The sequence below is a fragment of the uncultured Intestinimonas sp. genome, from assembly GCF_944387245.1.
Taxonomy (GTDB): domain Bacteria; phylum Bacillota; class Clostridia; order Oscillospirales; family Oscillospiraceae; genus Intestinimonas.
This window is the reverse complement of record NZ_CALXEE010000028.1, coordinates 1-24,273: the sequence shown is the minus strand read 5'-3', so window position 1 is coordinate 24,273 and position 24,273 is coordinate 1. Positions and strand designations below refer to the sequence as shown.

The following is a 24,273-nucleotide window of genomic DNA, read 5'->3' as shown; positions in this document are numbered from 1 at the left end:
GGCGCACACATCCATGCTGGTCCAGTCCGCAGGCTTATCGATTACCAGGATTCCGTTAGGCATGGTACCGCCCTCCTTCCTCACGGCGCAGCCCAGCCTCGCGGGTGCGCCGTGAAAAGGAGGAGCCGCCCGCCAGGATAAGCGCCTTCGCCTCCGCGGAGGCGCGTTCCAAAAGGGCGTGCTCCGACGCGGTCCAGTCCGCGGGCTTGTCGATAACCAGAGTACCGTTAGCCATCGGCCTGCACCTTTCGGATGGCGTCCATAATGGCCGCCTTGGCCTCCTCCACCGTCCCCGGCACCGTGCAGCCGGCGGCAGCGGCGTGGCCGCCGCCCCCCAGCAGAGCACAGACCTTGGTGGCGTTGAGTGTCTCGTCGGTGCGGACGGAAAGCTTGCAGGACCCACCCTTCAGTTCCCGGATGGTCACCGAGGTGTGGACCCCCTCCAGCTGACCCACAAAGGCGGCAATATCCTCGGCGTCCCGCTCATCGGCCTCCAGCCGGGCCATATCGGCCAGGCTGATGGCGGCGATGGCAATGGTACCGTCATCGTGGAGGTCCATAGTGTCCACGATGAGGGACTCCAGCTTCAGCCGTTTCAGGCTCTTGGTGCGGAAGTGGCGCTTGTTGGCCTTCTGAGCGTCAATGCCTGTTTCCATCAGGTCGGCGGCCACCCGGTGGGTGGCCGGCGTGGTGTTGCTGTACTGGAAACAGCCGGTGTCGGTGGCCACCGCCACATAGAGGGGCAGGGCGGCCGCCGGGGACACCGGTCCCCACTGGCGGATGACGTCGTAGATGAGCTCGCCGCAGGCCGCCCGCCCGGCATCCAGACAGGTCTCCTTGGCGAAATACTCCTGGGAGGGGTGGTGGTCAAAGGCCAGGTCGATGCCCTTTTGGAGCCATACCTCACCGGCGGGGGTGAAAAGGCCCTTGCCGGCGATGTCCACCGACACCACATAGGCGGGCCGGAACTCCTCCGGAGCCAGATACCCCTCCAGATAGGGGGTGAAGAGGGTGGTGGCGTCCTCGTTGGGGAGGACCCAGGCCGTCTTGCCCTGCTCCCGCAGGGCCTGGCACAGACCCACCGCACAGCCGATGGTATCCCCGTCGGGCCGCTTATGGGTCAGGATGAGAATGTCATTTTGCCGCAGCAGCAGTTCTGCCGCTTCTCTGTATTCCATGTTTCGGGCACCTCACTTGTCCAGCTTTTCGATGAGCTCCAGGATGTGGGCGCCCTCGGCGATGGAATCGTCAGCCACAAAGGTGAGCTCGGGGGTATACCGGAGCTGGAGGGCCTGGCCCAGCTCCCGGCGCAGATAGCCGCTGGCCGACTTGAGGCCCTTGACCACCTCTTTGACGTCGCTCTTGTCCAACATGCTCACATAGACCTTGGCGTACCGCAGGTCGGGGGCGGTGTCCACCGCCGTGATGGAGACCAGCCCGTGGACACGGGGGTCCTTGACGGTCCGGATCAGGGCCGAGAGCTCCCGCTGGATCTCCTCGTTGATGCGTCCGATACGATTGCTTGCCATATTTTTCTCCTATCAAGCGTACAGACCCGTCCCCTCCTCAAATGACTTGGGGATGGAACGGGTCTGTTTGGTTGTGTTTCTTTTCCGGCGAGATCAGACCTCGATCTGCTCCATCAGGTAGGCCTCGATGATGTCGCCCTCCTTGATGTCCTGGAACTTCTCGAAGGTGATACCGCACGCCCCACGGGATGTTCCATCCCGCGGGGGACCCCAGCTATTTCACATGCTCGGGCGGAGTGAATCCGCCCTGCGCCAAGGTTTTGCCTCCGGCAAAACGCTTGTGCGGCGCAAATACGCCGACCCGCTGCGCGGGCACTCCTGCGGCATCAGACCTCGATCTGCTCCATCAGGTAGGCTTCGATGATGTCGCCCTCCTTGATGTCCTGGAACTTCTCGAAGGTAATGCCGCACTCGTAGCCCTGGGCGACCTCCTTCACGCTGTCCTTAAAGCGCTGGAGGGAGGCGATGGCTCCATCGTAAATGACGATGTTGTCCCGCAGCAGCCGCATCTGAGCGCCGCGCTGCATCTTGCCCTCGGTGACGTAGCAGCCGGCCACCATACCCACACCGGTGATGCGGAAGACGTTGCGGACCTCGGCCCGGCCCAGGTCCACTTCCTTGAACTTGGGGGCCAGCATGCCCTTCATAGCGGCTTCGATCTCGTTGATGGCGTCATAGATGACCCGGTACATCCGCATATCCACGTTCATGCGGGCGGCCGAATCCCGGGCGTTGTTGTCGGGCCGGACGTTGAAGCCCACGATGATGGCGCCGGAGGTGGCGGCCAGCATGACGTCGCTCTCACTGATGGCACCCACGGCGCAGTGGATGACCCGGACCCGGACCTCTTCGTTGGTGAGCTTCTCCAGGCTGGACTTCACGGCCTCGGCGGAGCCCTGGACGTCGGCCTTGACGATAATGTTCAGGTTCTTCATCTCGCCGGCCTGGATCTGGCTGAACAGGTCCTCCAGGGAGACCTTCTGACCCACAGGGCCGTTCATCCGATCCTTCTGCTCCTGCTTGCGCTGCTCCACCAGCTCGCGGGCCATGCGCTCGTCGTCCACAGCGTGGAAGTCGTCGCCGGCGCCGGGTACCTCACCCATACCGATGATCTCCACAGGCACGGAGGGGCCGGCCTCGGTGACCTTCTCGCCCCGGGCGTTGGTCATGGCGCGGACACGGCCCACGGCAGTGCCGGCAATGATGATGTCACCCTGGTGCAGGGTGCCGTTCTGGACCAGCAGGGTGGCCACGGGGCCGCGGCCCTTGTCCAGCCGGGCCTCGATGACGGCACCGTGGGCGGAGCGGTTGGGGTTGGCCTTGAGCTCCTGCATCTCGGCGGTGAGGACCACCATGTCCAGCAGGTTGTCGATGCCCTCGCCGGTCTTGGCGGAGATGGGACAGATGATGGTCTCGCCGCCCCACTCCTCAGGCACCAGCTCATACTCGGTGAGCTGCTGCTTGATGCGGTCAGGATTGGCCTCGGGCTTATCCATCTTGTTGATGGCCACGATGATGGGAATATTGGCGGCCTTGGCGTGGTTGATGGACTCCACGGTCTGGGGCATGATGCCGTCGTCGGCGGCCACCACCAGAATGGCGATGTCGGTGATCATGGCGCCGCGGGCACGCATGGCGGTGAAGGCCTCATGGCCGGGGGTGTCCAGGAAGGTGACGGGCTTGCCACCCACGTCCACCTGGTAGGCGCCGATGTGCTGGGTGATGCCGCCGGCCTCGCCGGAGGCCACGTGGGCGGAACGGATATAGTCGAGCAGGGAGGTCTTGCCGTGGTCGACGTGGCCCATGACCACCACCACGGGGGCGCGGGGCACCAGATCCTCCTCTTTATCCTCGCTGACGTCGATGAGCTTCTCCTCGATGGTGACGATGACCTCGTGCTCCACCTTGCAGCCCATTTCCTCGGCAATAATGGCCGCGGTCTCGTAGTCGATGACGTCGGAGAGAGAGGCCATGACGCCGTTCTTGATGAGGCACTTGACCACCTCGGCGCCGGTCTTCTTCATGCGGGAGGCCAGCTCGCCCACGGCGATCTCGTCGGGGATCTTGACCACCAGGGGATGCTTTTTGGCGATCTCGGCCTGGAGGCGGCGCATCTTCTCCTGCTCCTCCGCCCGGCGCTTGCTGCCCTGGAAGCCGCCGCCCCGGCGCTGCTGGTTCCGGCCCTGGAACTTCTGCTTGCCGGCCTGCATCTGCTTGGTCTTGCCGGCGGCCAGGTCCTCCAGCCGCTGGTCGTATTTCTCCAGGTTCACATTGCCGCTCTTCCGGGTGTCCACGATCTTCTTCTCGGGGACCTTCCGGCTGACGGTGTTCTGCTGGGGCGCGCTCTGAGCGGGCTTCTGAGCCGGCTGCTGCTGGGGCTGCTGGCCCTTGCCGCCGTTGTTCTGCCCTGCGGCGGGCTTGCTGCCGCTCTGGGGGCCGGCGGCGGGCTTCTCCGCCCCTTTCTGGGGCGCGGGCGCCGCCTTGGGCTCAGCGGCGGGCTTGGGCTCGTGATAGGTGTCGGCAAAGATGCTCTCGATGCTGGCCACCTGGTTGTTCTGGGTCAGGTAGTCGAAGAGGATGGACAGCTCGCCGTCCTCCAGCACCTGCATGTTGTTCTTGGGGGCCTCCCCGTACTTGCCCAGAATGTTGATGATCTCCTTGGGCGTGCGGTCAAAGTCCTTGGCCACATCCCGAACTCTGTACTTGATCAGACTACTCAAATAAATTCCCTCCGTTGATCGTTGGGATCACTCCAATACGAAAACCCGGAGCTGAGATCCGGGCTTGCGTATTGAAGCGATCCGCAGGCCGTTACTTCCTTCCTGCCGCATCCGCGGCCTCATCTGTACCCCTTCACGTCACGTGACGCCCTCCTCCGCGCTTTGCACCCTTCCCGGGACCTTTCCGCTCCTGCTTCTTCCGGCCGGACGCCTTGCCGGGCGACGCCGGTCTGGCGGGGGCGGCCCAGGGCTTGGCCGCCGCCCGCTCCAGCTTCTTCTCATGCCGCCGCTGTTCCTTCTGCCGCTGGAGGGCCCGCTGGGCCTTTTCCTCCAGGTCGGCGGCCGTCTCGCCGTACTGCGCCCCGTCCGTCTCCGCCAGCTTTTGGGCAAAGGCGGCCGCCAGGCCGTAGTCGGTGAGGGCCAGCATGGCGCAGGAGGAGCGGCCCACAGCGAGGCCCATCTCCCCCTTGGTATAGGGGCTCTGGAGAACGGGCACCCCGGCGGACAGGGCAAAGTGGGACGCCCGGCGCAGGGTGTTGTCGGCGGCGTCGGAAGCCAGCACCACCAGCCGGGCCTTGTGTGCCCGGGTGGCGGCTGCCACAGGCTCCTCGCCCACCTCCACGCGGCCGCCCTTCCGGGCCAGGCCGATGAGCCGCAGCGCGTTATCCATTCTGCTCCTCCCCCGTCTTCATCTGGCCCTCCAGGGCCTCGTAGACCTCCGGCGGCAGGGCCGCCGAAAAGGCCCGCTCCAGGGCCTTGGACTTCCGGGCCTTTTTCAGGCACTCCGGGTCAGGGCACACGTAGGCCCCCCGCCCCGGCTTCTTGCCCTTGAAATCCAGGGAGACCTCTCCCTCAGGGGAGCGCACCACCCGGATGAGCTGACGCTTTTCCTTCATCTCCCGGCAGCCCACACACTGCCGCATGGGGATCTTCTTCGGCATGTCTCACGCCCCCCTTTACCAAATATCGTCTCCTCCGCCGCCATCCAAATCCAAGGGGTCCTCCCCCCAGACGGCAAAAGGTTCTGTCTCTTCCTGAACGTCTTCCGCCAGAGCATCCTCCGGCAATCTGTTCTTCTCACCGGCGGGCCGGCGGTCACCGTCTGGGCCGAAAAACCAGTCCCATTTCTTCCAGTCCACGCCCATCGCCTCCAGCGGATCTGTGCCAGAGTTTTACTCCTCGATGTCCACGCTCTCCTCGGGCTCCTCCTCGATCTCAACCTCGGCATCCTCCACCGTGGGCAGCTCGCCCGGGTCGGACTCCGGCTTGATGTCGATCTTATAGCCCGTCAGCTTGGCCGCCAATCTTGCGTTCTGGCCCGCCCCACAAAAGGCGGAGCCTTTTGTGGGGGCCCCGGTCTCCACTTGATTTGGGCGGAGTGAATCCGCCCAAACCCAAGCTTTGCCCAAGGGCAAAGGCTTGACGCGGCAGACGCCGCGGACAGGAGGGCCTTACTCTTCGATGTCCACGCTCTCCTCGGGCTCCTCTTCGATCTCCACCTCGGCATCCTCCGCCGTGGGCAGCTCACCCGGGTCGGACTCCGGCTTAATGTCGATCTTGTAGCCCGTCAGCTTCGCCGCCAATCTTGCGTTCTGGCCCTCCTTGCCAATGGCCAGGGAGAGCTGGTCATCGGGCACCAACACCCGGCAGCTCTTGCCGTCGGGCAGCAGGTCCACGCTGACCACGTCGGCGGGCGAGAGGGCCGCCGCCACATAGGCGGTGGGGTCCTCGCTGTACTTGATGATATCCACCTTTTCGCCGTGGAGCTCCTCCACGATGTTGTTGACCCGCTGGCCGCCGGGGCCCACGCAGGCGCCGATAGGGTCCACGTTCTCGTCGGCGGACCAGACGGCGATCTTGGTACGGCTGCCCGCCTCACGGGCGATGGACTTGACCTCCACCGTGCCGTCGTAGATCTCGGGGATCTCCAGCTCAAAGAGGCGCTTGACCAGGCCGGGGTGGGTGCGGGAGATGAGGACCTGGGGCCCTCTGGTGGAGCGGCGGACCTCCACTACGTAGACCTTCAGCCGGTCGCCCTCGTGGATCTCCTCCCCGCGGACCTGCTCGCCAGGGGCCAGGAAGGCCTCGGTGTACTCGCTGCTGGAGCTGATACGCAGGTTGGCAGCGCCGCTGCGGGGATCGATGCGGGTGACGATGCCGGTGAGGATCTCATGCTCCTTGGAGCTGAACTCGTCATAGATCATGCCCCGCTCGGCCTCCCGGATGCCCTGGATGATGACCTGACGGGCGGTCTGGGCGGCGATGCGGCCGAAGTTCTTGGGCTTGACCTCGATACGGACCACGTCCCCCAGCTCGGCGTGGGGAATGGCCCGGCGGGCCTCCGCCAGGGACATCTCGGTGGCCGGGTTGTCCACGGTCTCCACAATGTCCTTGAGGATGAACATACGCACCTCGCCGGTGGCGGGGTTGGCCTTGACCTCAATATTGTCCCCGGCGCCCTCGTGGTCCCGCTTGTAGGCGGAGGCCAGGGCCTGGGTGATCTTCTCCATCATATAGCCGGCGGGAATGCCCTTCTCCTTCTCGATCTGGGCAATGGCGGCGAAAAACTCCTGGCCGTCGTTCTCGCTGCTGTTGGTCTTTTTCGCGTTCTTTCTCGGCATTTCGTTACTCTCCCTTAAAAGCTCACGTGCAGCCGCACCTGAGCAACGTCTTTCTTCTCCAAAGTGGCGTCTCCGCCGGGGAGCTCCACGGTCACATCCCCGTTGTCATAGCCCTTGAGCACACCGGTGAGCTCCTTGCGCCCCTCCCGGGCCCGATAGAGCTTCACGTCCACCTCGCTGCCCTGGAAAGCAGCGAAGTGCTCCGGCTTCTTGAGCACCCGGTCGGCACCGGCGGAGGACACCTCCAGGGTATAACTCCCCTCGATGGGGTCGGCCTCGTCCAGGGCGTCGCTGAGGGGACGGCTCACCGCCTCACAGTCGTTGATGGACACCCCGCCCACCTTGTCGATGTAGACCCGGAGGAACCACTCCCCCGCTTCCTTTACGTACTCCACATCCCAGAGCGAGCATCCGGCAGCCTCCACGATGGGCGCCGCCAGCCCCGCCGTGAGTTCGGTCACTTTCGCCATATTTCGTCCCCCCTGACGTGCTTTTCCAGATACTTACAGATCCGTTTTTTTCAATAAGAAAGAGCGGGGCGGACCCCACTCTTGACGGATACGTACACTGCTAGTATAGGCAGTATACCATATGGATAGCCTGATTGCAAGATTTTTACCGGGAAATCTCGAAAATACAGGGGCTTTTCCCCTTGAAAAGGAGGGCCCCGGGCGGTCAGGCCCGGGGCTCCGCTATGACGCGCAAAGGGGGGCCGTCCAGGTCCACCCGACGGGTGGCCAGGGCCACGGTGTGGGCTTCATGGGCGCACAGCAGCACGGGGAGCCCCAGGCCGTACACCGCCTCCATGAGGGACTCCGTCCGGGCCGGGTCCACCCCGGCAAAGGGCTCGTCCAGCAGCACCCACCCCCGGCGGACCTCCGCCAGGACCAGGGCCCGGACCAGGGCCAGCCGTCGGGCCATGCCGCCGGAGAGGGCGGCGGGATAGGTCCCCTCCTCGCCCTCCAGCCCCGCCGCCGCCAGCCACCGCCGTGCGGTTTCCCGGTCCGGCCGGGGCAGCACGTCGGTGATGTGCTGCTCCGCCGTCCTCCAGGGGAAGAGGCGGTTTTCCTGGAAGAGGAGGACGGCCTCGGACGGCTCCAGGCCGGTGAAGGCCCCGGAGGAGGGGCGCTCCAGCCCCGTCAGGGTCCGCAGCAGAGTGGTCTTGCCGCAGCCGGAGGGTCCGGCCAGGGCGGTGACCCCCTCCGCCGGCACGGTCAGGGAAAACCGGTCCAAGACCAGCTTCTCTCCGTAGGACACCGTCAGTTCACGGATCTCCAGCATGGTCCTTCCCTCCCTTCCCCCGCTCCAGCCGGCCCAGCAGCCGCCCCAGGACCCCCTCCAGCGCAAAGCTTAGAAAAAGCACGGTCAAGGTCCAGGCGAAGAGGGCTGGGGTCTCCAGATAGGTCTTGGCGTTGCTCACCTGGGTGCCGATGGCCAGTTTGGGCAGGCACAGTACCTCGGCGGCCACCCCCGCCTTCCAGGCCAGGCCCAGGCTGGTGCGGCAGGCGGCAGCGAAGTAGGGCAGCACCGAGGGCACATACACCAGGGTCAGGGTGCGCCGGCGGGGAAAGCCGTAGGCCCGGGAGAGCTCCAGCAGCTGGGCGTCGGTGCTGTCCACCCCCTGGACCACGTTGCCCCACACCACGGGGAGGACCATGAGGGCTGCAATGATGGCAGGCACCCAGTTCCGGTCGGCCCACAGCAACACCAATATAATAAAGGAGGCCACCGGGGCGGCCCGGACCACCTTCACCGCCGGCGCGAAGAGGAGACGGGCCCACCGGGAAACAGCAGTGAGGGCGGCCAGGACGGTACCCAGTCCCACCCCCGCGGCGGCGCCGGCAAAGACCCGGCACAGGGAGGTCGCCGCCGTCCGCCAGAAGTCCGCCGTCCCCACCAGCTCCAGCAGCTCCTGGGCCACCCTGGGGGGCGCCGGCAGGATGAAGGCCTGGCCCTCCCACAGGCAGGTGAGGAGGCCCGAAGGGTCTCCGGTCTGCCGCCAGGCCGTCCAGGCTGTACTCAGGCTACGGTGCCCGGCGCACAGGGCGGCGCACTCCCACACCAGCAGCCAGAACAGGATGGGCAAAAGCCGCTCCCGCCAGCCTTTGGCAGGAGCGGCAGTCAGCCTCTCGTTCACCCCTCGTAGTAGAAGGCGTCGTCAGGGATGCCCCCGCCGATGGAGTCGGGATTGGCCTGATAGAGGACCTCATAGTAGCCCTGGATGGCGCTGCGCATGTCAGAGGCGCCGGTAATGCACACCAGAGCACACTTGGGGATGGCGGCCTCGGCGATCTGGGCGTTGGCGGTGATGCCATAGCTGGCCACCAGCTGGGCCGGGTTCTCGTCGCTGGAGAGGGTCAGATTGTCCGGGTCATTCATGAACTCCACCGAGGCGGCATAATCGTTCAGGAAGTTCTCCACAGCCTGGGGATTCTCCTGAATGAAGTCGGTCCGGGCCACGATGGTGGTCATGGTGAGACGGCTGCCGTTCTGGAGATTGTCCCACTGGGCGGACAGGTCCAGGGCCTCCCGGACGTCGGCGTTCTTGAGCTGCACGGCGGTGGCAGCAGGGACGGGCAGCATGCACAGATCGGCCTCACCGCTGACCATCAGGGTGGTGATCTCGTCGCCGGTCTTCCACTGGATGTCCACATCGGCGGGGTCCACCCCGTTTTCGGTGAGGAGGTAGTTGAGGACGTACTCCGGGTTGGCGCCCTGGCCGGTGGCGTAGAGGGTACGGCCGGCCAGATCGGCCATGGAGTGGACGGTGTCGCCGTTCTCCAGGATGTAGAGGACGCCCAGGCCGCTGACGGCCAGCATCTGGATGCCGCCATCGGTCTTGTTGTAAAGGCTGGCGGCCACGTTGGAGGCCACGGCGGCGATATCGATCTCACCGTTGGTGAGGCCGGCGGCCACCTGGTCGTTGGCGGTGAATACCTCCACATTATAGCTGTTGGCGGTGGTGCCGGCGTCGCTGTCCGCCATGAGCTTGGCGGCGCCCACGCCGGTGGGACCGTTGAGGACGGCGAAGCGGACGGTATCGCCCGTCTCCTGGGTGGGCTGGGCGGTGGTCTCCACCGGGGCGCTGGTCTCAGGGGCGGCGGTCTCCGGCGCAGGGCTGGTCTCGGCGCTCTTCTGGCCGCAGCCGGCCAGGACGCCGCCCAGCATCAGCAGGGCCATGGTGAGGGCGAGCAGTTTTCTTTTCATGCTAAGTTCCTCCATTCTGTATCTCCAGGACCCTCCGGTCCAGGATGACGATGGTCTTTCCCGCCCGGCGGATGGCCCCCGCCCCCTCCAGCTCCTCAAAGGCGCGGTAGAGGGAGGCGCGGCTCACGTCCAGACGGCGGGAGAGCTCGGTGGCAGGGCAGGAGACCTCCTCCCGCTCCGATTCCAGCAGCCAGCGGGCGAGTTTTCCCGTGACCTTGGGGGCGGTGAGGCCCTCCACCTTCCGGCTCAGGAAGTGGATGCGCTCGGAGAGGTAGGCGATGTAGCTCCGGCGGAAAGCCGGACAGTCGTCCAACAGTGCGGCCACCAGCTCCTCCGGGAAGAAGGCCACGGTGCAGGGGGTGAGAGCGGTGATGGTGGTCTCGTAGCGGTCCCGTCGGTGGAAGAGGGCCGCCGCACCGAAGAAGGCCCCACGCTCCAGGGTGCTCATGACCAGAGCCCCTTTGGTGACCCTGGCCCTGCCGGAGAGAAAGACCCCCAGGCACCGGCGGAACCGGCTGGGGCTGTAAATGACCGTCCCTTTGGGAAATCGCTCCCGCAGGCAGTCCGGGTCCTCCGCCGCCCGGCGGAGCCGCTCCTCCGGCACCTCCCGAAAGAGCTCTGTCCGGGCCAGGGCGGCCAGTTGCTCTCCACTCCAGTCCTCTGCCATTCCCTCGCCCCACTTTCTGTCTCATTTCAGACACTTTCAGATTTTACCCCCTGCATGGACCAAAGTCAATCCCGAACATAAGATGAGGAGGAAAGGAGGGATCTCCAGGATGGGATATCACAACCACTGTCCCCACTGTCAGGCGCGGCAGCGGCAGGCGGCGGAGTTGGCCTGTGTGCAGGCCGCCGCAGCCCGTCGGGCAGCTCTGGCCGACACCCCTACCCGGGTCTGCCACCCTGGCCAGCACGCCGGGACCTGCCCCACCTGCCGGGAGGTGGTCTCCCTCCTCCGGCGCCAGAACAGGCTGCTGGAAGAGCTGCTGGAGGCCATGGGTGTTCGCCCCTGACCATTCTGTCGGTGCCGCCCTCCTGGGGCGGCACCGCATTTTTAGGGCAATTGCTTTTTTCCGCCGGTTCCGCTACAATATGGTCTGCTCAAACCAGGACCGGCATCCGCCGGCCGCACTCAGATGTTCACAAAAAGGAGACTGCCATGACACAAGCGCGCAGTGAGATCTGCTTTATCGCCCCCACGGACATGCTGGCCCGACGTGCCGCCGCTATCATCCAGAAGCGCGACCTGTCCATTCCCGTCCACACGGCGGTGCTGGAAGATGCCGCGGAATGGGCCCGAAAAATGATGGAGCAGGGCACCTGGATCTTCATCAGCCGGGGCGTCACCCGGGAACTCATACAACGTACCCTGCACACCCCGGTGGTCAACATCCCGGTGGTGGCCTCCGACTACATTCCGGCCATCCAGCAGGTGCAGAACGTTCGCGGCCCCATCGCCTTTTTCGCCTACGAGCCACCCAGCGATGAGCTGAAAACCATCTGCTACCTTATGAATATTCAGATGCGCCACTATCAGTTTTCTGACACCGCCTCCTGCCGGGCCTGTGTCCAGCAGGCCGCGGCCGACGGCGCGGTGTGGGGCATTGGCGGCATCGTCTCCGCCGGCTACGCCAAAGAGGCCGGTCTCCCCTATGTGCTCATGGAGAGCTCGGACATCGCCGTCTCCCAGGCCATCGAGAACGCCTGTCAGCTCTGCGAGCTCCAGCGGGAGAACGCCCGGAAGCAGGAGGCCCTCCAGATCCAGCTGGAGCGCTATCAGAACATCCTCAACTATACCCATGACGCCATCATCGCCGTGGACGCCCAGGGCCGGGTGGAGGTCACCAACCAGGTGGCCGAGCGGCTGCTCGGCCCGTCCCAGGCCCCTTTCATCGGCAAGCCCATCGGGCAGGTACTGCCCAATACCCACATGACGGCAGTCCTCCGCAGCGGCACCATGGAGACCGACCAGCTCATGACCATCGGCGGCACCCTGGTCTCCACCAACCGGGTCCCCATCATCGTCAACGACAAGATCCAGGGGGTGGTGGCCACCTTCCAGGACATCAAATCCATCCAGAGCACCGAGCGCAACGTGCGTATCAAGCTCCATGAAAAGGGACTGCTGGCCAAGTACCGGCTCTCCGACATCGTGGGCACCTCCCCCGCCCTGCTGGCCGCCAAGGAGATGGCCCAGCGCTTTGCCGACGCCCCCTTCACCGTCATGCTCTACGGGGAGACGGGCACCGGCAAAGAGATGTTCGCCCAGAGCATTCACAACGCCAGCCCCCGGCGGGACGGGCCCTTCGTGGCCGTCAACTGTACCGCCCTCTCCAAAAGCCTGCTGGAGTCCGAACTCTTCGGCTATGCAGACAGCTCCTTCACCGGCGCCAAGCGGGGCGGCAAGCCCGGTCTCTTCGAAATGGCCCACGGCGGTACCATCTTCCTGGATGAGATCGGCGAGCTCCCTCTGGAATTCCAGGCCCAGTTTCTCCGGGTCCTCCAGGAGAAGGAGGTGCGCCGGGTGGGCGGCGACACGGTGATCCCGGTGGACATCCGGGTCATCGGCGCTACCAACCGGGACCTCATGCGCGGGGTGGAGGAGGGCTCTTTCCGCCGGGACCTCTATTACCGCCTCAACGTACTGACAGTGAACATCCCGCCCCTGCGGGACCGGGAGGACGACTTTCTCCAGATCGCCGACTCCATCTACGACCGCATCGTCCCCGACCGGACGCAGGAGGAGCGCCAGGTCTTCCGCCGCATTCTGGAGCACTACCGCGGCTACGCCTGGCCCGGCAATGTACGGGAGCTCACCAACCTGGTGGAGCGGATCTACCTTCTGCAAAAGCAGTCCCTTCCCGAGGAGAAGATACTGGACCTGCTTTCTCGGATGACGCCCCGGGACCAGCGTCCCGTCACAACCGGCGAGGCCCCCGCCGGGGGCGAGGAGCTGGCCGATGTGGAGCGAGCCTACATCCAGAGCGCACTGACCCGCAACGGTGGGAACATCTCCCGCACCGCCCAGGAGCTTCATATCAGCCGGGCGACCCTCTACCGTAAATTGAAAAAGGGGTAGCCCAGCTATTGTCTCAAAATAAAACAGTGTATCGCATCGTAATGATACATTCGGTGCGATACACTGTTTTTTCTTTACCTTCTCTGTGTTACTGGTAACAAAAAATACACAGAATGTGCAAACAATCTCTAAAAAACAGCTGCAAAATAAAGCCCGAGAAAGTTGGCATCCTTCTTGCTCTTATATCCGGGCAGAATGGATCCAGACCCAATGGCCGACGCAAGTCCGGCCCACGGGCGGCAGCGAAAGGCCACCGCTGCCGCGCATACCATCAAGGAGGAAAACCATATGGATTTGGCATTGATTTCCTTGCTCGTTCTGATCGCGGTGATCCTGATCGGATTTTTCCGCAAGATCAACGTCGGTCTGCTGGCCGTTCTGGCCGTGACCATCTTCGGTTCCCTGATCGGAGAGAGCGATACCACCATCATCAGCGGCTTCAGCTCCAGCACCTTCGTCATGCTGCTGGGCGTGTCCTTCCTTTGCGCGGTGGGCATCACCAACGGCTCCCTGGAGCTTCTCTCCAAGAAGTTCCTCCGCCTGTCCGGCGGACATGCCATCGTGGCGCCCATCCTCATCTATATCATCGGCTACGGCATCGCCGCCATCGGCCCGGGCTGCGTCCCCGCCCTGGGCATTGTCTCCGCCCTCTCCCTGCCCCTGGGCAAGTCCACCGGATATGACTCCGTCATGCTGGCGGTCATCGGTGAGATCGGCTCCTTCGCCGGCCGCTTCTCTCCCATCACCCCCGAGTCGGTCCTCATCCGCTCCCTGGCCGAACCCCAGGGCATCACCGGCTACCAGGGCGCCGTCCTCATCTACGCCACCGTCACCACCCTGGTACTGGCCGTGGTCGCCTTTTTCTTCTTCAAGGGCTACAAGGTCCACGGCAAGGCCGACGGCATGCAGGAGCAGCTGCCGCCCTTCAGCCGGGATCAGATCTGCACCCTGCTGGCCTTCCTGGTGGTCATCATCGCTTGTGCCTTCTTCCAGCGCAACGTGGGCCTTATCTCCTTCGCCGCCGGCATCGTCCTCATCGCCATCCGGGCCGCCGATGAGAAGAAGGTCTTCAGCGCCATCTCCTGGTCCACCCTGCTCATGGTCACCGGCGTCGGTATGCTCATGCAGGTCGTGATCTCCGTGGGCGGCGTGGATCTCATGTCCACCGGTCTGGCCTCCATCATGACCCCCCGTACCGCTGTGGCCATCCAGGGCCTCAGCGCCGGCATCATGTCCTGGTTCAGCTCCGCCATCGGCGTGGTGTGGCCCACTCTGGTGCCCACTGTGGGCGACATCGCCGCCACCGTCGGCGTCTCCCCCAACGGCCTCATCAGCATCATGTGCCTGACCGCAGCCTTCGCCGGTCTGAGCCCCGCCTCCACCGGCGGCGGACTGATCCTGGCAGCCAACGCCACCGACCCAGAGTTCACCAAGGAGAAGGAAAACAAACTCTTTATCCGCCTGTTCATCGTCTCCGCCCTGATGCTGGCCATCATCGTGGTGGCCGCCCTGCTGGGCCTTTACAGCATCCTGTAAATTCACTGCCCCTGTTTTCGCAGCTTTCTTTCTGATACGCAGCATTTTGAAATGAGGTGTCTTTTTATGGATAACAAGAACGGACTTCTGGAGGGTGTCGTGGTCCTGGACCTGACCCGGGTGCTGGCCGGCCCCTATTGCGGCGCGCTGATGGCCGACATGGGCGCCACCGTCATCAAGGTGGAGAACCCCAAGGGCGGCGACGACAGCCGCAGCATGGGCCCCTTCATCAACGACAACAGCGTTTATTATGCCAACTTCAACCGCAGCAAGCTGGGCTGCACCCTCAATCTGAAGGAGCCCGAGGCCAAGGATATTTTTAAAGAGATGGTCAAAAAGGCCGACGTGGTTCTGGAGAACTACCGTCCCGGCACCATGGAGAAGCTGGGCCTGGGCTATGACGTGCTCAAAGAGGTCAACCCCGCCATCATCTACGGCGCTGTCTCCGGCTTCGGCCACACCGGCCCCCTCAGCAAGCGGGCGGGCTACGACATCGTGGGTCAGGCCATGGGCGGCCTGATGAGCACCACCGGCTGGCCCGGCGGCCAGCCCACCCGCGTGGGCACCCCCATGGGCGACGTGCTGGGTGGCCTGAACCTGACCATCGGCGTGCTGGCCGCACTCATCAACCGGCAGAAAACCGGCCTTGGTGAGAAGATCGACGTGGCCCTGGTGGACTCCGTGGCCTCCGCCATGGAGAACATCACCATGATTTACCAGGCCACCGGCCGTGTGCCCCAGCGCATCGGCAACCGCTACGAGTCCACCTATCCCTACGACTCCTTCCCCGCCAAGGACGGCAACGTCATCATTGCCGCCGGCAACAACAAGCTCTACGGCATCCTCTGCGACGTCATGGGCCAGCCCGAGCTCAAGACCGATCCCCGTTTTCTGGAGGTCAGGGACCGGGTGGCCAACCACGAGGCCATGCGCGAGATCGTCTCGGCCTGGACCCAGCAGCACACCATTGACGAGGTGGACAGCCTCCTCAACGGCGCCGGCTGCCCCGCCTGCCCGGTGAATACCATCGACCGCATGGTGGTGGACCCCCAGATCGCCGGCGCCCGGGAGATGTTCCCCGAGATCGACCAGCCCGGCATCGGCAAGCTCCACATCACCGCCATGGCCCAGAAGCTCACCCGTACCAAGTCCTACCCCCGCAAGGCCGCGCCTCTGCTGGGCGAGGACAACGTGGAGATCTTTGGTCAGTTCCTGGGCGCCGACCAGGCCCAGCTGGACGCCTGGAAGGCCAAGGGCGTCATCTGATCCACTACATTACCTTTTCCCAGCCCCCGGCGGATACCGCCGCCGGGGGCCGTTTCAAACATAAGGAGCATATACATGAAGAAAAAAATTGAGATCATTGAAGTGGGCCCCCGCGACGGGTTCCAGAGCGTCAAATCCGACTGCTGCCTCATTTCCACAGAAGAGAAGATGACCGTCATCGACGCCCTCATCGACGCCGGTGTGCGTCACATGGAGTTTACCTCCTTTGTCAGCCCCAAGGCCATCCCCCAGCTGGCCGACTCCGCCGAGGTCACCCGCGCCGCCCTGGCCAAGCACCCCGACGCCGACCTCTTCGCCCTGGTCCCCAACCTCCGGGGCGCCCAGAACGCCTACGCCCTGGACCTGCGGAAGGTGTGCTATGTGGTCTCCCTGAGCAAGAGCCACAACAAGGCCAACATCAACCGCACCCATGAGCAGTCTCTGGAGGCCTATCAGGAGATCCGCCGGGAGCTCCCCGACCTGGACATCATCGTGGACCTGGCCACCGCCTTCGGCTGCCCCTTTGAGGGCAAGTACGAGGAGCCGGAGCGGGCGGTGGAGTTCTTGAAGGACTATGTGGACGCCGGCATGAAGACCTGCTGCCTGTGCGACACCATCGGCATCGCCGACCCCGCCCAGGTCCGCCGCCTCATCACTGCCATCCAGGCGGCCTATCCCCACCTGGAGCTTATGGTCCACTTCCACGACACCCGGGGCCTGGGCATGGTCAATACCCTGACCGCCATCGACCTGGGCCTCACCAAGGTCCAGTCCGCCCTGGGTGGTCTGGGCGGCTGCCCCTTCGCCCCCGGCGCCTCCGGCAACCTCTCCACCGAGGACCTGGTGTGGATGCTCAACGAGATGGGCTATGACACCGGCATCTCCTTCTCCAAGCTTCTGGCCGCAGCCAAGCAGCAGTCCGCCGCCGTCCCCGGTCAGTATAGCGGCCACCACATCTGCATCCAGCAGGAGACCCCCTGCAAGGCCTGATTCTATCTTCGGCTTACGGAACGTTCCCCCTCTCTGCGTTCCTGCCCAAGTCATTTTCCCACAAGAACGCCCCGTGAGCATGCTCACGGGGCGTTTGTTTACGGATTCCAGGTCCGGCGGTAGGTGTCGTAGCGAAAGGCGAGGCCCTGGTGGTCATAGGGCCCTTCGGTCTCGGCCAGGCGCCAGTCCGGATGGTTGTCCAGGTCGGGGAAACGGGTGTCGGCGGGGAAGGTCCGCCCCAGGCGGGTGACGTAAACCGTGTCGCACCAGGGGAGAAGCTGCTCATAGACGGTGCCGCCGCCGATGACGAAGGCGTCCTCCGGCGCGGCGGCCCGGAGGGCCTCCACATCCCGGAAAACCTCCGCCCCTTCCGGGGCAAAGTCCGGGTCCCGGGAGAGGATCAGGTTCCGCCGTCCCGGCAGGGGGCGTCCACCGGGGAAGGTGGCCAGTGTTTTCCGGCCCAGAATGACGGCGTGGCCGGTGGTGAGGGCCTTGAAGCGCTTCAGGTCGGCCGGGATATAGCAGGGCTGGTTGCCGTCTTTGCCGATTCCCCATGCTTGGTCGGCGGCCACGATGGCTTTCCAGTGTCCGCCCCGGAGGAAGCCTTCCAGGGCCATTCCCTCCTCCTCGGTAAAGACAGCCACTCCAGAGGCTTTTAGGGCGGCGGCGGCCACCCCGTCCCCGGGCACCCGGGTACCGGTGAAGGTGCCGTCATAGATGGTGCCGCTGCCGCAAGAGGGGCTGCGGGCCTTGAGCACAGCGCAGGAACAGTCCAGCAGGCGGGCCAGGGCCACGGCCCCCTCCGCCCCCAGGCGGTAAGGCTCCGTCACATCCGCCCCGTTCTTGGTACGGACCTTTTCCTCCACCCGCTCGGCGGGAGGGCGCGGGGTGGGGAGGCCTCCAAGCTGTTCTGGACAGACGGGGACCAGATGGTGCCCGGCGGCCTTCAGGGCGGCCGCTCCCTCCCACTGCTTGCCGGTGCCGTCGTACCGACAGGGCAGGCCCAGCAGGCAAGCCGAGATCAGGATGTTCACGGCGCTCCCTCCTCAGACTGCCACCGGGATCTTTGCCGCCAGGGGCCAGGCCTCATAGCCCTCCAGGCGGAAGCTTTCGGTGGTAAAGTCGTAAAAGTCGGTGACCGACGGGTCCATCCACAGCTTGGGGGCATCGTAGGGCTTGCGGGCGATGATCTCCTCCACCATGGGCACATGACGGTCATAGATGTGGGCGTCGGCGATGACGTGGACCAGCTCCCCCGCCTCCAGGCCCGACACCCGGGCCAGCATGTGAACCAGGGCGGCGTACTGCATCACGTTCCAGCCGTTGGCGGTGAGCATATCCTGGCTGCGCTGGTTCAGGATGGCGTTGAGGGTACGCCCCGTGACGTTGAAGGTCATGGAATAGGCGCAGGGGTAGAGGGCCATCTCGTGGAGGTCGTGGTGATTGTAGAGGTTGGTGAGGATGCGCCGGGAGGCGGGGTCGTGCTTCAGGTCGTAGAGCACCCGGTCCACCTGGTCGAACCACCCCTCCTTATACTGGTGCTTCACACCCAGCTGGTAGCCGTAGGCCTTGCCGATCGAGCCGCTCTCGTCGGCCCAGGCGTCCCAGATATGGCTTTTGAGGTCGTGGATGTTGTTGGACTTCTTCTGCCAGATCCAGAGAAGCTCGTCCAATGCGCTCTTGAAGGCCATCTTTCGAATGGTCTGTACAGGAAACTCCGCCCGCAGATCATAGCGGTTGACGATCCCAAAACACTTGATGGTATGGGCCGGGGTGCCGTCCTCCCAGCGGGGACGCACCGGCAGGTCCGTATCCCACGTCCCATGGGCCAGAATGTCCTTGCAGTTATCGATAAAAATCTGATCGGCGTAGCTCACCGGATTTCCTCCTAAATATTTCAATATGGCCTGGATTTTTTCATACAGTATGGTATAATGTCGACACAAAAATACTTTTGGGGGCGAACCCTCATGGATGGGCATCCACACCCACACTTCCCCGGCATCGGTCTTCGGAACCTGAAGTCAGCCTTCTCCGCGGCTCTGTGCGCAGCCATCTACTACCTCATTGACCGCAACCCCACCTTTGCCTGCATCGGCGCGGTGTACGGCATGGGCAACGACATGGGCCACTCCTGGCAGCAGGGGGGCAACCGCCTCATCGGCACCATCATCGGCGGATTTCTGGGGATGGGCCTTTTCTGGCTCTACCTGCTCATGGACCCGCCCGGGGATCAGAGAGTCCTCCTCATCCCCCTCACCTTCGTGGGCGTGGTGGTCCTCATCTGTCTGGCCCAGATGTTCCGCTGGCCCACAGCGGTACAGCCTGGAAGCGTGGTACTATGTATCATCCTCTTCAACACCCCGGTGGAGACCTACGTGAGCTACGCCCTCAACCGCATGGTGGATACCGGCGTGGGCGTGGTGGTCTCCATGATCATCAACTATCTCCTTCCCCGTGAGCGGCTGGAGCGCTGGAAGAGCCTCCTTCTGTCCCGGCAGGGCTGAGGGGTTCAGAGTTCTCCCTTGAGGCCGCCTTCCTCCCGGCGAAGTATCTTCACCGGCCGCTCCACATTGTGCAGGTTCTCTCCCCGCACAAACACCTCCACATAGTTGGGGGCGTGTCCCCGCCAGAGTCCCTCCTTCTCCTCCTCAAAGAGGACGGGCAGGGTCTCCCCCACCCAGCTGTCCAGGTAGGTCTCCTCCAGCCGCCGGGCCAGGGCACCGGCCCGGTGGGCCCGGTCCTCCTTCACGGCGTTGGGAATCTGGTCCGGCATCCTGGCCGCCGGAGTACCGGTGCGCCGGGAGTAGGGGAAGATGTGCATGGCCGAGAAGGCGCACTTCTCCACAAAGGCCAGGGTGGCCTGGAACTCCTCCTCGGTCTCCCCGGGAAAGCCCACGATGAGATCAGTGGTGATTCCAGGCCGGTCAAAGTATTCTCTCAGTAATTTAATGCTCTCATAATACCGACCGGTATCATATTTTCGGTTCATCCGCTGCAAAACACTGTCACAGCCCGACTGCATGGACAGGTGGAAGTGGGGACACAGGTTCGTCAGGGCCGCCGCCCGGCGACAGAAGTCGGCCGTGATGGTCCGGGGCTCCAGGGAGCCAAGCCGCACCCGAGTCCCCGCAGGCAGGGCGTGGCACACCGCCTCGACGAGGTCGATGAGCCCCGTCCCGTCCCGGCGCTCGGCCCCCCAGGAGGAGATCTCGATGCCGGTGAGGACCACCTCCCGATAGCCCTCCTGCCCCAGCCGCCGGCACTGTTCCTCCGCCTCGGGGATGGAGAGGGAGCGGATGGGACCTCTGGCATAGGGGATGATGCAGTAGGAACAGAAGTTGACGCAGCCGTCCTCCACCTTCAGCATGGCCCGGGTGCGGCCCTCCAGGCCGCCGGCGGGCAGCACCTCGAAGGTCCTCCGGCGCAGGGCGTCGTCCACCGTCATCCGGGGACCCTCCCCGGCCAGATGGGCGGCCCGGCAGTCCTCCAGGGCGGCCTCCAGATCGTCCAGGAAGGCCATCCGCCCGGCGGTCCCCGAGATGAGGTCCACCTCCAGCTCCTTCACCGCTTCCGGTGCCGTCTGTGCGTAGCAGCCGCACACCCCGATGACGGCGTCGGGATTCTCTTTTCTGGCCCTGCGAATGACCTGCCGGGATTTTTTGTCGCTGACCGCCGTGACGGTGCAGGTGTTGATGATGTAGGCATCCGCCCGGGTCTCAAAGGGGACCAGCTCATACCCCCGGGTAAGCAGTTCGGCCTCCATGGCCTGGGTCTCATATTGGTTGACTTTGCAGCCCAGGGTGTAAATGGCGATCTTCATAGTAATACCTCAACAAAAGGGGCGGATTCCGCCCCGATTTCTGGTTGAAATGGCCAAAAATATAGAGGTTCACGGGTTCTTCATTGTTTTTTCCCGCCTACCTCATTATAATGAGCCTATAATCATCATAACACACATGGGGAGGAACCACAATGACCAGCTTTCCTATCCAGCTCACTTCCGTCAGTGACATCAAGGCTTTTGTGGACGCCGCCAGCCGACTGGACTGCGACGTGGACGTGATCTGCGGCCGCTATCTGGTGGACGGCAAGTCCATCATGGGACTTTTCTCCATCGATCTCTCCGAACCCATCCAGGTCCAGGTCCAGGGCTCCCAGGCCCAGGCCGACATTTTCAAGGGCGCTATCCAGAAATTCCTGGTCAAGTGACCATGTCCCACAACTTTTTCGCCCTCATCTCCCGGATGCGCTACATCGGCCGCTGGGGCCTCATGCGCAACACCTTCCAGGAAAACATCCAGGAGCACTCCCACATGGTGGCCGTCCTGGCCCACGCCCTGGCGGTCATCCGCCGGGACCTCTTCGGCGGGGATCTGGACCCGGAGCACGCCGCCGTGCTGGCCCTCTACCACGACGCCCCCGAGATCCTCACCGGAGACCTGCCCACACCGGTCAAGTACTATAACCCGGAGATCCGGGAAGCCTACCGGGAGGTGGAGGAGGTCTCCGCCCGTCGGCTGCTGTCCATGCTGCCGGAGGCCCTTCGTCCCTCCTATGAGCCCCTCCTTTTGGAGGACCCGGAGAGCGAGTACCACGCCCTGGTCAAGGCCGCCGACAAGCTCTCCGCCTACATCAAGTGCGTGGAGGAGGTCAAAGCCGGCAACACCGAGTTCCGCCAGGCGGCGGAACAGACCTATCACGTTCTGGAAGATTCCTCCCGCCCAGAGGTGGCCTACTTCCTCGAGCACTTCCTCCCCGGCTTCAGCCTGACGCTGGATGAGCTCCAGTGAGGGCCACCCTTTATTTCTTGAAAGGAACTGATCGTTCATGAAAGCCATCGTCACCGTTCTGGGCAAGGACCAGGTGGGCATCATCGCCGCCGTATGCACCCTGCTGGCCGACAACAACGTCAACGTGCTGGATATCAGCCAGACCATCCTGCGGGAGTTCTTCACCATGACCATGCTGGTGGACGTCTCCGCCTGCAAGCTGCCCTTCACCGTGCTGTCCACTCTGCTGGAGAATGAGGGCTCCAAGCGGGGTCTGTCCATCAAGGTCCAGCGCGAGGATATTTTTGACGCCATGCACAAGATTTAAGGAGGTGTCCCGGCCATGCTCAACAGCAAAGAGATCCTGGATACCATCAGCATGATCGACCAGCAGCACCTGGACATCCGCACCATCACCATGGGCATCTCCCTGCTGGACTGCGCCGATCCCGACGCCGAGACCGCCTGCCGCAAGATCTACGACAAGATCTGCCGCCGGGCGGAAAAGCTGGTCTTTACCGGCGAGTCTATCGAGCGGGAGTTCGGTATCCCGATCGTCAACAAGCGCATCTCCGTCACCCCCATCGCCCTGGTGGCGGGGGCCTCCGTGACCAATGACTACGTCCCCTTTGCCGTAGCCCTGGACAAGGCGGCCAAGAACACCGGCGTCAACTTCATCGGCGGCTTCTCCGCCCTGGTACAGAAGGGCCTCACCGCCGGTGACCGCAAGCTCATCGAGGCCATCCCCGAGGCCCTGGCCACCACCGACCTGGTGTGCTCCTCGGTAAACGTGGGCTCCACCAAGGCCGGCATCAACATGGACGCTGTGGCTCTCATGGGCCGCACCATCAAGGCGGCTGCGGAGCGCACCGCCGAACGGGGCGGCTTTGGCTGTGCCAAGCTGGTGGTCTTCTGCAACGCCGTGGAGGACAACCCCTTCATGGCCGGCGCCTTCCACGGCGTGGGTGAGGGCGACTGCGTCATCAACGTGGGCGTCTCCGGCCCCGGCGTGGTCTGTCACGCCCTGGAGAAGGTCAAGGGCCAGCCCTTCGACGTAGTGGCCGAGACCATCAAAAAGACCGCCTTCCGCATTACCCGCATGGGCCAGCTGGTGGCCCAGGAGGCCTCCCGCCGTCTGGACGTGCCCTTCGGTATCGTGGATCTCTCCCTGGCGCCAACCCCTGCCATCGGTGACTCGGTGGCCCGCATCCTGGAGGAGATGGGCCTGGAGGTCTGCGGCACCCACGGCACCACCGCGGCTCTGGCCCTCCTCAACGACGCCGTCAAGAAGGGCGGCGTCATGGCCTCCTCCCACGTGGGCGGCCTGTCCGGCGCCTTCATCCCCGTCTCCGAGGACGAGGGCATGATCGCGGCCGCCGCCTCCGGCGCCCTCCACCTGGACAAGCTGGAAGCCATGACCTGCGTCTGCTCCGTGGGCCTGGACATGATCGCCGTCCCCGGCGGCACCACCGCCGAGACCATTTCCGCCATCATTGCCGACGAGGCCGCCATCGGCATGGTCAACTCCAAGACCACCGCCGTGCGCATCATCCCCGCCCCCGGCAAGGTGGTGGGGGACACGGTGGAGTTCGGCGGTCTGCTGGGCTCCGCCCCCGTCATGCCCGTCCACCCCTTTGGCAGCGCCGATTTCATCCAGCGGGGCGGCCGCATTCCCGCCCCCATGCAGAGTCTGAAGAACTGATTCCGGGCGGCCGGCCCGGGTCCCCATCCCCAGATGGGGCGCGCCGTCAGGCGCGTACAAGCGTCTTGCGGAGCAAGACCTTGGCGCAGGCGGAATTCACTTCCGCCGAGCATGTGAGTCACCTTTGGGTCCCCACGGGGACCTGTCTCCGTGGGCCGGCCGCATCCCCGCCCCCATGCAGAGTCTGAAGAACTGACCTTATCTTTTTTGATTTTGGCCCCATCAGGATCGCGCTGATGGGGCCTTTTAAAAAGCGGGAGGTACATCATGGACGCTATTTTCAATCGCCGCAGTATCCGCAAATTTACCAGCGAGCCCCTCACCGACGCCCAGATTGAACGGCTGCTCCGGGCCGGCATGGCTGCAGCCTGTGCCAAAAACAGCCAGAACCGCCTCTTTTTCGTCTCCAAGGGCCAGGGCAGCCTGCCCACCCTCCTCCAGGTCCACCCCAATGCCTTTGCCCTGAAAACCGCCGCCGTCGCCATCACCGTGTGCGCCGACCTGCGCCAGGCCGCTCAGGTCGACCCCCTCAATCCCTGGTGGGTCCAGGACTGTGCCGCCTCCATGGAAAATATCCTGGTAGAGGCTGCTGACATGGGGCTGGGCGGACTATGGATCGGCGTCCACCCCGACCCCAAACGTATCGTGGCTGTCCAGACAGATCTGGCCGCTCCCAGCCACATTCTGCCCTTGGGTGTGGCCGCTCTGGGCCACCCGGACAAGATAAAGGAGCCCATCGATCGCTTTGAAACAGACAAGGTCTTTTGGGGAACCTATCCTGTGGACGCCTAAGATGTTTTTTTGCGTATGCTTTTATTTAATACGGCCCAACAGATATTTCTGTTGGGCCG

Annotated in this window: 27 protein-coding genes; 11 read left to right on the top strand and 16 right to left on the bottom strand. The window is 64.1% G+C overall.

Annotation, left to right across the window (positions count from 1 at the left end; translation table 11 throughout):
• Positions 1-227: 227 nt before the first annotated feature.
• The 13 genes from Q0K15_RS05590 to Q0K15_RS05530 all read right to left on the bottom strand — a co-directional run bounded on the left by Q0K15_RS05590 (position 228) and on the right by Q0K15_RS05530 (position 10,744).
• The gene (locus tag Q0K15_RS05590) at positions 228-1,178 is read right to left on the bottom strand and encodes a DHH family phosphoesterase (RefSeq protein WP_294513530.1); all 951 of its coding nucleotides are present in this window, start codon (positions 1,176-1,178) and stop codon (positions 228-230) included.
• Between the two features lie 12 nt (positions 1,179-1,190).
• On the bottom strand, positions 1,191-1,529 hold the full coding sequence (gene rbfA / locus Q0K15_RS05585; protein WP_130850379.1) for a 30S ribosome-binding factor RbfA: 339 nt from the start codon (positions 1,527-1,529) through the stop codon (positions 1,191-1,193).
• Positions 1,530-1,855: 326 nt separating this feature from the next.
• Positions 1,856-4,249, bottom strand: a complete 2,394-nt coding sequence (gene infB / locus Q0K15_RS05580; RefSeq protein ID WP_294513526.1) for a translation initiation factor IF-2 — start codon at positions 4,247-4,249, stop codon at positions 1,856-1,858.
• A 133-nt stretch (positions 4,250-4,382) separates the two neighbouring features.
• Entirely contained in the window at positions 4,383-4,919 is a 537-nt protein-coding gene (locus Q0K15_RS05575) for a ribosomal L7Ae/L30e/S12e/Gadd45 family protein (RefSeq protein WP_294513522.1), read from the bottom strand.
• On the bottom strand, positions 4,912-5,190 hold the full coding sequence (locus tag Q0K15_RS05570; protein ID WP_294513520.1) for a YlxR family protein: 279 nt from the start codon (positions 5,188-5,190) through the stop codon (positions 4,912-4,914). Before Q0K15_RS05570 ends, Q0K15_RS05575 begins: the two co-directional genes overlap by 8 nt.
• A gap of 15 nt (positions 5,191-5,205) precedes the next feature.
• Complete coding sequence (locus Q0K15_RS05565; RefSeq protein WP_294513517.1) at positions 5,206-5,388, bottom strand: hypothetical protein; 183 nt, start codon at positions 5,386-5,388, stop codon at positions 5,206-5,208.
• 33 nt (positions 5,389-5,421) lie between these two features.
• On the bottom strand, positions 5,422-5,553 hold the full coding sequence (locus Q0K15_RS05560; protein WP_294513514.1) for a hypothetical protein: 132 nt from the start codon (positions 5,551-5,553) through the stop codon (positions 5,422-5,424).
• Between the two features lie 147 nt (positions 5,554-5,700).
• Entirely contained in the window at positions 5,701-6,870 is a 1,170-nt protein-coding gene (gene nusA, locus Q0K15_RS05555; RefSeq protein WP_294513511.1) for a transcription termination factor NusA, read from the bottom strand.
• A gap of 14 nt (positions 6,871-6,884) precedes the next feature.
• Positions 6,885-7,340, bottom strand: coding sequence for a ribosome maturation factor RimP (rimP, locus tag Q0K15_RS05550; RefSeq protein ID WP_294513506.1), 456 nt, complete (start codon positions 7,338-7,340; stop codon positions 6,885-6,887).
• Positions 7,341-7,545: 205 nt separating this feature from the next.
• Positions 7,546-8,151, bottom strand: coding sequence for an ATP-binding cassette domain-containing protein (locus tag Q0K15_RS05545; protein ID WP_294513503.1), 606 nt, complete (start codon positions 8,149-8,151; stop codon positions 7,546-7,548).
• On the bottom strand, positions 8,135-9,007 hold the full coding sequence (locus Q0K15_RS05540; protein WP_294513501.1) for an ABC transporter permease subunit: 873 nt from the start codon (positions 9,005-9,007) through the stop codon (positions 8,135-8,137). The genes Q0K15_RS05545 and Q0K15_RS05540 overlap by 17 nt, the downstream gene beginning before the upstream one ends.
• Positions 9,004-10,077: an ABC transporter substrate-binding protein gene (locus Q0K15_RS05535; protein WP_294513498.1), complete on the bottom strand. Its 1,074-nt coding sequence runs from the start codon at positions 10,075-10,077 to the stop codon at positions 9,004-9,006. The genes Q0K15_RS05540 and Q0K15_RS05535 overlap by 4 nt, the downstream gene beginning before the upstream one ends.
• Before the next feature lies 1 nt (position 10,078).
• Positions 10,079-10,744, bottom strand: coding sequence for a Crp/Fnr family transcriptional regulator (locus tag Q0K15_RS05530; protein WP_294513494.1), 666 nt, complete (start codon positions 10,742-10,744; stop codon positions 10,079-10,081).
• Positions 10,745-10,853: 109 nt separating this feature from the next.
• Between Q0K15_RS05530 and Q0K15_RS05525 the strand changes: the two genes are divergently transcribed.
• From Q0K15_RS05525 to Q0K15_RS05505, 5 genes are all read left to right on the top strand, one after another.
• The gene (locus Q0K15_RS05525) at positions 10,854-11,090 is read left to right on the top strand and encodes a hypothetical protein (protein WP_294513491.1); all 237 of its coding nucleotides are present in this window, start codon (positions 10,854-10,856) and stop codon (positions 11,088-11,090) included.
• A 146-nt stretch (positions 11,091-11,236) separates the two neighbouring features.
• Complete coding sequence (locus Q0K15_RS05520; protein ID WP_294513488.1) at positions 11,237-13,156, top strand: sigma-54-dependent Fis family transcriptional regulator; 1,920 nt, start codon at positions 11,237-11,239, stop codon at positions 13,154-13,156.
• 288 nt (positions 13,157-13,444) lie between these two features.
• Positions 13,445-14,692 (top strand): SLC13 family permease, encoded by a 1,248-nt coding sequence (locus tag Q0K15_RS05515; RefSeq protein ID WP_294513485.1) that lies wholly within the window; start codon positions 13,445-13,447, stop codon positions 14,690-14,692.
• Positions 14,693-14,758: 66 nt separating this feature from the next.
• A complete protein-coding gene (locus tag Q0K15_RS05510; protein ID WP_294513482.1) occupies positions 14,759-15,958 on the top strand; it encodes a CoA transferase in 1,200 nt (399 codons plus the stop codon).
• A 75-nt stretch (positions 15,959-16,033) separates the two neighbouring features.
• The gene (locus tag Q0K15_RS05505) at positions 16,034-16,948 is read left to right on the top strand and encodes a hydroxymethylglutaryl-CoA lyase (RefSeq protein WP_294513479.1); all 915 of its coding nucleotides are present in this window, start codon (positions 16,034-16,036) and stop codon (positions 16,946-16,948) included.
• Between the two features lie 98 nt (positions 16,949-17,046).
• Here Q0K15_RS05505 and Q0K15_RS11110 read toward each other — a convergent pair whose 3' ends face one another.
• Entirely contained in the window at positions 17,047-17,982 is a 936-nt protein-coding gene (locus Q0K15_RS11110; RefSeq protein ID WP_365933345.1) for a dihydrofolate reductase, read from the bottom strand.
• A 12-nt stretch (positions 17,983-17,994) separates the two neighbouring features.
• Positions 17,995-18,825 (bottom strand): thymidylate synthase, encoded by an 831-nt coding sequence (gene thyA / locus Q0K15_RS05490; protein WP_294513476.1) that lies wholly within the window; start codon positions 18,823-18,825, stop codon positions 17,995-17,997.
• Between the two features lie 93 nt (positions 18,826-18,918).
• On the opposite strand from thyA, the gene Q0K15_RS05485 reads away from it, so the two are divergent.
• Positions 18,919-19,455 carry an aromatic acid exporter family protein gene (locus Q0K15_RS05485; protein ID WP_294513473.1) on the top strand — a complete coding sequence of 179 codons (537 nt, stop codon included), beginning with the start codon at positions 18,919-18,921 and terminating at the stop codon, positions 19,453-19,455.
• Positions 19,456-19,460: 5 nt separating this feature from the next.
• Here the strand turns inward: Q0K15_RS05485 and mtaB are convergent, their stop codons facing one another.
• Positions 19,461-20,771, bottom strand: a complete 1,311-nt coding sequence (gene mtaB, locus Q0K15_RS05480; protein WP_294513469.1) for a tRNA (N(6)-L-threonylcarbamoyladenosine(37)-C(2))-methylthiotransferase MtaB — start codon at positions 20,769-20,771, stop codon at positions 19,461-19,463.
• Positions 20,772-20,923: 152 nt separating this feature from the next.
• On the opposite strand from mtaB, the gene Q0K15_RS05475 reads away from it, so the two are divergent.
• The 5 genes from Q0K15_RS05475 to Q0K15_RS05455 all read left to right on the top strand — a co-directional run bounded on the left by Q0K15_RS05475 (position 20,924) and on the right by Q0K15_RS05455 (position 24,214).
• Positions 20,924-21,160, top strand: coding sequence for an HPr family phosphocarrier protein (locus tag Q0K15_RS05475; protein ID WP_276857718.1), 237 nt, complete (start codon positions 20,924-20,926; stop codon positions 21,158-21,160).
• 2 nt (positions 21,161-21,162) lie between these two features.
• Positions 21,163-21,741 carry a 5'-deoxynucleotidase gene (gene yfbR, locus Q0K15_RS05470; RefSeq protein WP_294513460.1) on the top strand — a complete coding sequence of 193 codons (579 nt, stop codon included), beginning with the start codon at positions 21,163-21,165 and terminating at the stop codon, positions 21,739-21,741.
• Between the two features lie 37 nt (positions 21,742-21,778).
• Positions 21,779-22,048, top strand: coding sequence for an ACT domain-containing protein (locus Q0K15_RS05465; protein ID WP_294513458.1), 270 nt, complete (start codon positions 21,779-21,781; stop codon positions 22,046-22,048).
• 15 nt (positions 22,049-22,063) lie between these two features.
• The gene (locus tag Q0K15_RS05460) at positions 22,064-23,422 is read left to right on the top strand and encodes a PFL family protein (RefSeq protein WP_294513455.1); all 1,359 of its coding nucleotides are present in this window, start codon (positions 22,064-22,066) and stop codon (positions 23,420-23,422) included.
• Positions 23,423-23,689: 267 nt separating this feature from the next.
• A complete protein-coding gene (locus tag Q0K15_RS05455; protein ID WP_294513452.1) occupies positions 23,690-24,214 on the top strand; it encodes a nitroreductase family protein in 525 nt (174 codons plus the stop codon).
• Positions 24,215-24,273 lie beyond the last annotated feature (59 nt).

Excerpts from the sequence above, each read along its gene's own strand:
- Q0K15_RS05590 (WP_294513530.1), bottom strand. The coding sequence starts at position 1,178 with ATGGAATACAGAGAAGCGGCAGAACTGCTGCTGCGGCAAAATGACATT.
- rbfA (WP_130850379.1), bottom strand. The coding sequence starts at position 1,529 with ATGGCAAGCAATCGTATCGGACGCATCAACGAGGAGATCCAGCGGGAG.
- Q0K15_RS05575 (WP_294513522.1), bottom strand. The coding sequence starts at position 4,919 with ATGGATAACGCGCTGCGGCTCATCGGCCTGGCCCGGAAGGGCGGCCGC.
- Q0K15_RS05570 (WP_294513520.1), bottom strand. The coding sequence starts at position 5,190 with ATGCCGAAGAAGATCCCCATGCGGCAGTGTGTGGGCTGCCGGGAGATG.
- nusA (WP_294513511.1), bottom strand. The coding sequence starts at position 6,870 with ATGCCGAGAAAGAACGCGAAAAAGACCAACAGCAGCGAGAACGACGGC.
- rimP (WP_294513506.1), bottom strand. The coding sequence starts at position 7,340 with ATGGCGAAAGTGACCGAACTCACGGCGGGGCTGGCGGCGCCCATCGTG.
- Q0K15_RS05545 (WP_294513503.1), bottom strand. The coding sequence starts at position 8,151 with ATGCTGGAGATCCGTGAACTGACGGTGTCCTACGGAGAGAAGCTGGTC.
- Q0K15_RS05535 (WP_294513498.1), bottom strand. The coding sequence starts at position 10,077 with ATGAAAAGAAAACTGCTCGCCCTCACCATGGCCCTGCTGATGCTGGGC.
- Q0K15_RS05530 (WP_294513494.1), bottom strand. The coding sequence starts at position 10,744 with ATGGCAGAGGACTGGAGTGGAGAGCAACTGGCCGCCCTGGCCCGGACA.
- Q0K15_RS05525 (WP_294513491.1), top strand. The coding sequence starts at position 10,854 with ATGGGATATCACAACCACTGTCCCCACTGTCAGGCGCGGCAGCGGCAG.
- Q0K15_RS05520 (WP_294513488.1), top strand. The coding sequence starts at position 11,237 with ATGACACAAGCGCGCAGTGAGATCTGCTTTATCGCCCCCACGGACATG.
- Q0K15_RS05515 (WP_294513485.1), top strand. The coding sequence starts at position 13,445 with ATGGATTTGGCATTGATTTCCTTGCTCGTTCTGATCGCGGTGATCCTG.
- Q0K15_RS05510 (WP_294513482.1), top strand. The coding sequence starts at position 14,759 with ATGGATAACAAGAACGGACTTCTGGAGGGTGTCGTGGTCCTGGACCTG.
- Q0K15_RS05505 (WP_294513479.1), top strand. The coding sequence starts at position 16,034 with ATGAAGAAAAAAATTGAGATCATTGAAGTGGGCCCCCGCGACGGGTTC.
- Q0K15_RS05485 (WP_294513473.1), top strand. The coding sequence starts at position 18,919 with ATGGATGGGCATCCACACCCACACTTCCCCGGCATCGGTCTTCGGAAC.
- mtaB (WP_294513469.1), bottom strand. The coding sequence starts at position 20,771 with ATGAAGATCGCCATTTACACCCTGGGCTGCAAAGTCAACCAATATGAG.
- Q0K15_RS05475 (WP_276857718.1), top strand. The coding sequence starts at position 20,924 with ATGACCAGCTTTCCTATCCAGCTCACTTCCGTCAGTGACATCAAGGCT.
- yfbR (WP_294513460.1), top strand. The coding sequence starts at position 21,163 with ATGTCCCACAACTTTTTCGCCCTCATCTCCCGGATGCGCTACATCGGC.
- Q0K15_RS05465 (WP_294513458.1), top strand. The coding sequence starts at position 21,779 with ATGAAAGCCATCGTCACCGTTCTGGGCAAGGACCAGGTGGGCATCATC.
- Q0K15_RS05460 (WP_294513455.1), top strand. The coding sequence starts at position 22,064 with ATGCTCAACAGCAAAGAGATCCTGGATACCATCAGCATGATCGACCAG.
- Q0K15_RS05455 (WP_294513452.1), top strand. The coding sequence starts at position 23,690 with ATGGACGCTATTTTCAATCGCCGCAGTATCCGCAAATTTACCAGCGAG.